4 protein-coding genes are annotated in these 8,230 nt (G+C 60.6%); 2 read left to right on the top strand and 2 right to left on the bottom strand.

Annotated features, from left to right (window positions below):
* The first annotated feature begins 60 nt into the window (after positions 1-60).
* Both carB and psbA read left to right on the top strand, forming a co-directional pair.
* Complete coding sequence (carB, locus tag ACVW0B_RS07310; protein WP_457491323.1) at positions 61-3,276, top strand: carbamoyl-phosphate synthase large subunit; 3,216 nt, start codon at positions 61-63, stop codon at positions 3,274-3,276.
* A gap of 341 nt (positions 3,277-3,617) precedes the next feature.
* Positions 3,618-4,673: a photosystem II q(b) protein gene (gene psbA, locus ACVW0B_RS07315; protein WP_457388072.1), complete on the top strand. Its 1,056-nt coding sequence runs from the start codon at positions 3,618-3,620 to the stop codon at positions 4,671-4,673.
* Positions 4,674-4,679: 6 nt separating this feature from the next.
* On the opposite strand, the gene ACVW0B_RS07320 is transcribed toward psbA, so the two are convergent.
* Together ACVW0B_RS07320 and ACVW0B_RS07325 are read right to left on the bottom strand one after the other, a co-directional pair.
* Positions 4,680-6,530 carry an aspartate kinase gene (locus ACVW0B_RS07320; protein ID WP_457491324.1) on the bottom strand — a complete coding sequence of 617 codons (1,851 nt, stop codon included), beginning with the start codon at positions 6,528-6,530 and terminating at the stop codon, positions 4,680-4,682.
* Positions 6,531-6,574: 44 nt separating this feature from the next.
* On the bottom strand, positions 6,575-8,110 hold the full coding sequence (locus tag ACVW0B_RS07325; protein WP_457491325.1) for a site-2 protease family protein: 1,536 nt from the start codon (positions 8,108-8,110) through the stop codon (positions 6,575-6,577).
* Positions 8,111-8,230: the final 120 nt, after the last annotated feature.

Raw genomic sequence — 8,230 nt, forward strand, 5'->3', positions numbered from 1 at the left:
AACTTGACCTGCAGGTGACCTCTACAATAGAAGGCTGACCCTGCCACCTCTGGGATCCCTATGCCGCGCCGCACCGATATCCACAAAATCTTGCTCATTGGAGCGGGGCCGATCGTCATTGGCCAAGCCTGTGAGTTCGACTACTCGGGCACCCAAGCCTGCAAAGCCCTGCGGGAAGAGGGCTATGAGGTCGTTTTGGTCAACTCTAACCCCGCCACCATCATGACGGATCCCAGTATGGCGGAGCGCACCTACATCGAGCCGGTGACGGTGGACTTTGTGGCCAAAATTATCGAGCGGGAGCGCCCTGATGCTTTGCTGCCCACCATGGGCGGCCAGACGGCCCTCAACGTGGCGGTGCAACTGGCCCAGCAAGGGATCCTGGAGCAGTACGGGGTGGAGTTGATTGGGGCCAAGCGGGAGGCCATTGAAAAAGCCGAAGACCGGGATCTCTTCAAGCAAGCCATGCAGCGGATTGGCTTGGCCGTGCCCCGCTCTGGCCTGGCCCACACCCTGGAAGAAGCCAAGCAGATTGCCCAGGAGATCGGCTATCCCCTCATCATCCGCCCGGCCTATACCCTGGGGGGCACCGGTGGTGGGGTGGCTTACAACCAGGAGGAGTTTGAAGAGATCTGCGCTGCCGGCTTGGAGGCCAGCCCCGTTTCCCAAATCTTGGTGGAAGAATCGGTCATCGGCTGGAAGGAGTTTGAGCTGGAGGTGATGCGGGATCTGGCGGATAACGTGGTGATCATCTGCTCCATAGAAAACATCGACCCGATGGGGGTGCACACCGGCGACTCCATCACCGTGGCCCCAGCCCAAACCCTCACCGACAAGGAATACCAGCGGCTGCGGGACTATGCCATCGCCATCATGCGCGAAATTGGCGTAGAGACCGGGGGATCCAACGTGCAATTTGCCGTCAACCCTGCCAACGGCGAGGTGCGGGTGATCGAGATGAACCCGCGGGTCTCCCGCTCTTCTGCTTTGGCCAGCAAGGCCACCGGCTTTCCCATCGCCAAAATTGCCGCCAAATTGGCAGTGGGCTACACGCTGCCGGAGATCCCCAACGACATCACCCGCAAAACTCCGGCCAGCTTCGAGCCCACCATCGACTATGTGGTCACCAAGATCCCTCGCTTTGCTTTTGAAAAATTCCCCGGCGCAGAGCCGGTTCTCACCACCCAGATGAAATCGGTGGGGGAGGCGATGGCCATTGGCCGCACTTTTCAAGAATCCATCCAGAAGGCCCTGCGCTCTTTGGAAATCGACCGTCCCGGTTTTGGCAGCGATAGGCCGGAGGTTTTCCCCAAGCCGGAGGAAGTGCGGGCCAACCTGCGCACCCCCAACCCCTTCCGCCTGCTCACCATCCGCACCGCTCTGCTCATGGGCTTTTCTGCCCAGGAGATTGCCCAACTCACCCACATCGATCCCTGGTTTATCGACAAGCTACAGGAGTTGGTGGAGGTGGAGCAAGCCCTCAAGGGGCGGGAGCTGGGATCCCTGAGCGCTGACGACTTGAGACACCTCAAGCAAATGGGCTTCAGCGACCGACAAATTGCCCACCTCACTGGATCCACGGAACATCAGGTGCGGGCCCGTCGCAAAAGCCTGGGGGTGATCCCCACCTACAAAACTGTGGATACCTGCGCTGCCGAATTTGAGGCTGCTACCCCCTACCAGTACTCCACCTACGAGAGCGAGTCGGAGATTTTCCCGGCCCGCAAAGAGAAGGTGATGATCTTGGGAGGTGGCCCCAACCGCATCGGCCAGGGGATCGAATTCGACTACTGCTGCTGCCATGCTGCCTTTGCCCTCAGCCGCCTGGGTTACGAGGCGATCATGGTCAACTCCAACCCGGAAACCGTTTCCACCGACTACGACACCGCTGATCGCCTCTATTTTGAGCCGCTCACCCATGAAGAGGTGATGAACTTGGTGGATGCGGAACAGCCGGTCGGCCTGATCGTGCAATTTGGCGGTCAAACTCCCCTCAAGCTGGCGCAGGGGCTGGCAGCAGCCCAGGCTCCCATCTGGGGAACTTCCCCCGACTCCATCGACATTGCTGAGGATCGGGGGCGCTTCGAGCGCATCTTGCGGGAGTTGGATATTCGCCAACCGGCCAACGGCATTGCCCGCAGCGTGGAAGAAAGCTTGGAAATTGCCCGCCGCATCGGCTATCCGGTGGTGGTGCGGCCCAGCTACGTCTTGGGGGGACGAGCCATGGAGATCGTCTATTCCGACCAAGACCTGCAGCGCTACATGCAACTGGCGGTGGCGGTGGATCCGGATCGTCCGGTGCTGGTGGATCAGTTCCTGGAAGAGGCGGTGGAGGTGGATGTGGATGCCATTGCCGACCGCACCGGCGCTGTTACCATCGGCGGCATTCTGGAGCACATCGAGCAGGCCGGGATCCACTCGGGCGATTCGGCCTGTGTATTGCCCAGCCGCACCCTCAGCCCCGAGGTGCTGCGGGTGATCCGCGAGTGGACGGTGAAGTTGGCCCAAGCTCTGAAGGTGGTGGGCCTGATCAACGTGCAATACGCCGTCCAAAAAGGTCAAGTCTATATCCTGGAGGCCAACCCGCGCGCCTCCCGCACCGTCCCCTTTGTCAGCAAGGCCATCGGCCATCCGCTGGCAGACTACGCCGCTCAAGTGATGAGCGGCAAAACTCTGGAAGAGCTGGGCTTTACCCAGGAGGTGATCCCCTCTCACATTGCCGTCAAGGAAGCGGTTTTGCCCTTCCACAAGTTTCCCGGCACCGACACGCTGCTGGGGCCAGAGATGCGCTCCACCGGCGAGGTGATGGGCATTGACACGGACTTTGGCCGCGCTTACGCCAAAGCCCAACTGGCGGCGGGGCAGAATCTGCCTCTCCAGGGGACAGTGTTCATCAGCGTCAGCGACCGGGATAAACAGGCGGTCATCCCGGTAGCCCGCGAGTTTGTGGGGCTGGGCTTTCGCCTGTTGGCCACCGAAGGAACCCAAAAAGTTTTGGCCGAGCACGGGATCCCGGTGGATAAAGTCCTCAAGCTGCACGAGGGGCGGCCCCACGTCATCGACGCCATCAAAAACCATCAGATTCAGCTCATTATCAACACTCCTTCCGGTGTCGAGGCGCAGCAAGATGGCCAAAAGATCCGCCGCACTGCCCTGGCTTACAAGATCCCTCTGGTGACCACCTTGGCAGGGGCCAAAGCCACCGCGGCTGCCATCCGTGCTTTGCAGTCGGGATCCCTGCAGGTGAAGTGCTTGCAGGATTTTTTCTCTGTCTAGGATTCTGGAGGAAAAAAAGCAGGTCCCGGACGGCACCTCTTTCCTAAACCTATCCTTAAGAAACGTCTGCTCAAGCTTGGCTGCCATCAACTGCCAGTGACCGACCTTCGCCGGGAAGCTCTCAAAGACCTCCAAGTTGCAACATATCGGTGCTGATTTGTATCGACAAATCCATTTTTTTCACAGTCCCGTTGCGAAAGTTAGGGATCCCTGTCGGCGTCCCTAAAACTGTCTAGCCTGAAAGAAGGAGACGCTTTTGGCGGTCGGCGCGGGAAGAGTTTTGCCCCGTTCAAGGAAGCCGACAAAGCAAAGAATGGTTTTGTCTCTTTAGGAGTTGGCCTATGAGTACTGTAGTTCGCCGCTCCTCGGCTGCGCGGCAGCTCTGGAGTTGGAATGGCTTTTGTCAATGGATAACCAGCACCGAAAACCGGCTGTACATCGGCTGGTTTGGCGTGTTGATGATCCCGACGCTGTTGGCGGCTGCCTTTTGTTTTGTAATCGCTTTTATTGCTGCTCCGCCGGTGGATGTGGATGGGATCCGCGAGCCGGTGATCGGCTCTTTGATAGGGGGGAACAATCTCATCTCGGCGGCGGTGGTGCCCACGTCGGCGGCCATCGGCTTGCACTTTTATCCCATTTGGGAAGCCGCCTCTTTGGATGAATGGCTCTACAACGGCGGCCCCTACCAACTGATCGTGCTCCATTTCCTGATCGGGGTGTGGTGCTACCTGGGCCGGCAGTGGGAGCTGAGCTATCGCTTGGGCATGCGTCCCTGGATTGCGGTGGCGTTTTCCGCTCCGGCGGCGGCGGCTACGGCAGTGCTCTTGGTCTACCCCATCGGCCAGGGCAGTTTCTCGGAAGGCTTGCCCCTGGGGATCGCCGGCACCTTCTACTTCATGCTGGCTTTCCAGGCGGAGCACAATATCCTCATGCACCCTGCTAGCTGGCTGGGGGTGGCCGGCGTCTTTGGCGGCGCTCTGCTGGCCTCCCTGCACGGCTCCCTGGTGATCTCCAGCCTAATCCGCGAGACCTCGGAAGAAGAGTCACAAAATGCCGGCTACCGCTTCGGGCAGGAGGAAGTCACCTACAACTTCCTGGCCGGGCACTACGCGTTCTTGGGGCGGCTGGGGTTCCCCGGCCTGGGCCTGAGAAACAGCCGTTCCGTCCACTTCTGGATGGCGGCCCTGCCCACAGTGGGGATTTGGGCGGCGGCAATAGGTATCGGCATAATGGCCTTTAACTTGAACGGCTTGAACTTCAACCAGTCCATCCTGGACAGCCAGGGCCGCTTCATCCCCACCTACGCCGATCTCCTCAACCGCGCCAATCTGGGGATCCAGGTGATGCACGCCCCCAACGCCCATCATTTTCCCTTGCTGCTGGCGGCTCAACCCTAAGGCAGGCTAGGGGCAGTCCAGCCGGAAAGCGCGGTGAATAGCTTGCAAGGCCGGGATCCCTCGATCCCGGCGCACTACACAGCTCACCTTGATCTCCGAGGTGGCGATCATCTCGATGTTGATTCCCGCTTCGGCCAGAGCTGCAAACAGACGGGCAGCGACGCCGGGATAGGTTTCCATCTCAGCGCCGACAATGCTGACCTTGGCAATGTCGTGATCCGCGTCAACGCCTGCCGCCTGGAGTTCTTCGGCCACCTGCCGGCAGACTGCCTCAGCAGCCATCGCTTGATCCTGAGGCACGGTAAAGGCAATGTCGGTACTGGGGATCCCATTGTGGTAGCCCCGCTGGCTTTGGATGATGGTGTCCACGATGATCCCAGCAGCCGCCAAGCGCCCAAACAAATGGGCGGCAGTTCCCGGACGATCCGGCACTTTGCGAAGGCCCAGCCGCGATTGCTTCAAATCCAAGGCAACACCGCGTACCGGGTGGCTGTCTTGAGGGGCAGCCGGCATCTTTGCCCGATGCAAGTGGGGGATCACCTGGAACGACTCTCCCAGAGCCAAGGCGGCATCCCCGGCCCGCTCCGCAGCCACCACACAGCTCACCTTGATCTCGGACATGGAGATCATCTGCAAATTGATCCCGGCCTCGGCCAGCACCTGGAACATTTGCGCCGCGATCCCAGGTCGGCCCATCATCCCCACCCCGGCAATGCTGACTTTGGCCACCGCCTCATCCACAATCACCGCTGCACACTGCAGCTCTTGGCCAATCCGCCGGGCAACGGCTGCAGCCTCGGTCACCTGCGACCGACTGACCGTAAAGGCAATGTCATTGGTGGGCTGGGGCACGGATCCCTGCGGCAAGGAGTCCGTCCCGCTGGCGTGAGCGGCTGTGAACTGGAGCGACTGCAAAATCAAATCCACATTCACCCCTGCCGCCGCGATCCCCTGAAAGAGTTGGGCGGCAATGCCAGGGCGATCCGGCACCCCCACCAACACCAACTTGGCCTGATCCCGATCCAGCTCCACCGTATCCACCGCCAGGCCCAGCTCGATACTGCTGTCGGCAGCACGAGGACGGGGGGGAGGAGAAAGAATGAGAGTGCCCTCGCATCCCGCCTGCAACGGCTCCAAGCTGGAGCGCACCCGCAGCTTCACACCGTAGTTGCGGGCAATTTCCACCGAGCGGGGATGCAGCACCTGGGCCCCCAAGCTGGCCAGCTCCAACATTTCATCACTGGTGATCTCCGGCAACAGCCTGGCCTCAGGCACCTTACGCGGATCCGTGGTGAAGATCCCCGGCACATCGGTGTAGATCTCACACAGCTCTGCTCCCAAAGCCACTGCCAAGGCCACCGCCGTGGTGTCGGATCCCCCCCGACCCAGGGTGGTGATCTCCAGCTCCGCCAGGCTGGTGATGCCCTGAAACCCGGCCACCACCACCACCTCTTCCCGCTCCAGGTGCTGCCACAGGCGGTCGGTGTGGATGTGCAAAATGCGGGCCCGGCTGTGATCCCGAGTGGTGACAATGCCCACCTGGGCTGCCGTCAGGGAAAGGGCAGGACACCCCAAGCGTTGCAGCGCCAAGGCCACCAGGGCAATGCTCACCTGCTCACCGGTGGAAAGGAGCATATCCCATTCCCGCAACTGGGCCGGTGTGGTCGGGGATCCCTGCAAGATCTGCTCCCCCAGATCCACAAGGCGATCGGTTTCATCCCCCATCGCCGAGACCACCACCACCACCCGATGTCCCCGCTCCACCGTGTGGGCCACCCGTTGGGCCACGGCTTGGATACGCTCGACAGAGCCGACAGAGGTACCGCCGTACTTTTGAACGATTAAGCTGCGTTGCATGAGAGGAGAACGAGGTCAGGGGCGGTTTGGATCCTACCCCGGATCTAGGCCAAGCCCAGCCCATTTTGCAAAAACGGCGGCACCGGCAGCAGGATCAGCACCAGCAGCGTGAGCATCCCCAGCCCCAGCAGATCTCGGGCCTCGTCCAGTTCCGTCACATCGTTGAGGGCCGGCTCGTCGGCACTGGAAATCACAAACAGCAGCAGCGCCCAGAGCAACAACCAGGGCTGCACCGTCAAGGCCAGCAGCAGCACCAACCAGCGGGCTACCCGGCCTACATTCGCTCCCATCTGCTGTCCATACACCGCGTGGACAATGTGCCCCCCATCCAGTTGGCCCACCGGCATGAGGTTAAAGGCAATCACCACCAAGCCCAGCCAGCCGGCAAAGGCCAGCGGGTGCAGATCGATCACCTGCCCCGGCTGCAACTGATCCCCCAGCACCATACGGGCCAGAATTGCCAGCAGCACCGATAGGCGCGGGTCAAGGCGATGAAAACTAATCGGGGTCGGCTGCCCCTCCGGCACCGCGGGAGGATCTGCAGGCGCTGAAAACAACAGCCCCAGCAACAGCATGCCCAAAGCAACAAGACTCCCTGCCAGCGGCCCGGCGACGGCGATATCAAACAACACCTTGCGGTTGGGCACCGGCTCTTTCAACTGGATAAACGCCCCAAAAGTCCCTAGGACAAAAGGCACCGGGATGAAATAGGGCAGCGAGGTTTTGATGTGGTGGCGGCGGGCCACCCAGTAACGAGTCCACTCATGGGATCCCAAAATGGCAAGGATCCCTAGAGCGTAAGGCAACCCTTGCATCAGAGAGGGCAAATGCAGTAGCCGGTCAGGGCTGACCCCAGCCGCTTGGGCCCCAGCACTGAGGGTGGTCCAGAAGGTGAACAGCAATAACCCCAGAGCCAGCAGCGGGAACTCTCGACTGTCCGCCGGGGAGCGCCGCGCCGCCGGGTTGGGCACCAAGGCAAAAAAGGGCTTACCGGCAAACCCCTCCTGCAGCACCACCAAAAAGCGTTTGCCGAAAGTGGTTTCCACGTTTTGCTGCACCCGCTCATAGGCTTCACTGGGATCCGCCCGCAAGTTGCCCCGGCAGATGATCGCCTGGGGGCGGTACTCCACGTTTTGCAAATAAAAGACGTTCCAGGGGAAGCAATGGCTTAGCTTCTCCCGCGGCACTTCGGAGATGGGGGTGTGGGCAAGAGCCAGCGAGACCGGATCTGCGGCGCCGTCTTCCTCCTCTTCCTCTGGCTCAGGTTCCCCAGCCGGCGAGGGATCCGCTTCTGGAGAGGAGTTTTCCACCTCTGGCCGAGGGCCTCCGGTTGAGGGTCGAATACCCCCTCGTCTCACCAAGGTCATGCTGGTAAAGTAGGAGGTGAGAAACAGCAGCAACATCAGCAAGGGAGGCAATTCGTACTGAAACACCTGACGCCCCAGCACCCAAACCAAAGGGGGCAGCATCATCACCAGCCACAGGATCCGCCACGGCACCTTCGAAAGGCGGGCCACACTTTTTTGCAGCAGCAGGTAGGTTGCAGAACCCACCAGCGCCAACAGGATCCAATCTGCCATGAGTTCAAAAAACGGAGGAGAACACCTGATACATTTACGCTGAACACTGCTGAACATCACTGTTCAACTGTGCAGCGATAGCATTCTGTTTGTTTCCAACCAGAATGGCGGTATCCCGCA

The sequence above is a fragment of the Thermostichus sp. MS-CIW-23 genome, assembly GCF_054059455.1.

Bases quoted from the DNA above. Each gene is read 5' to 3' on its own strand.
- ACVW0B_RS07320 (WP_457491324.1), bottom strand. From the start codon at position 6,530: ATGCAACGCAGCTTAATCGTTCAAAAGTACGGCGGTACCTCTGTCGGC.
- carB (WP_457491323.1), top strand. From the start codon at position 61: ATGCCGCGCCGCACCGATATCCACAAAATCTTGCTCATTGGAGCGGGG.
- psbA (WP_457388072.1), top strand. From the start codon at position 3,618: ATGAGTACTGTAGTTCGCCGCTCCTCGGCTGCGCGGCAGCTCTGGAGT.
- ACVW0B_RS07325 (WP_457491325.1), bottom strand. From the start codon at position 8,110: ATGGCAGATTGGATCCTGTTGGCGCTGGTGGGTTCTGCAACCTACCTG.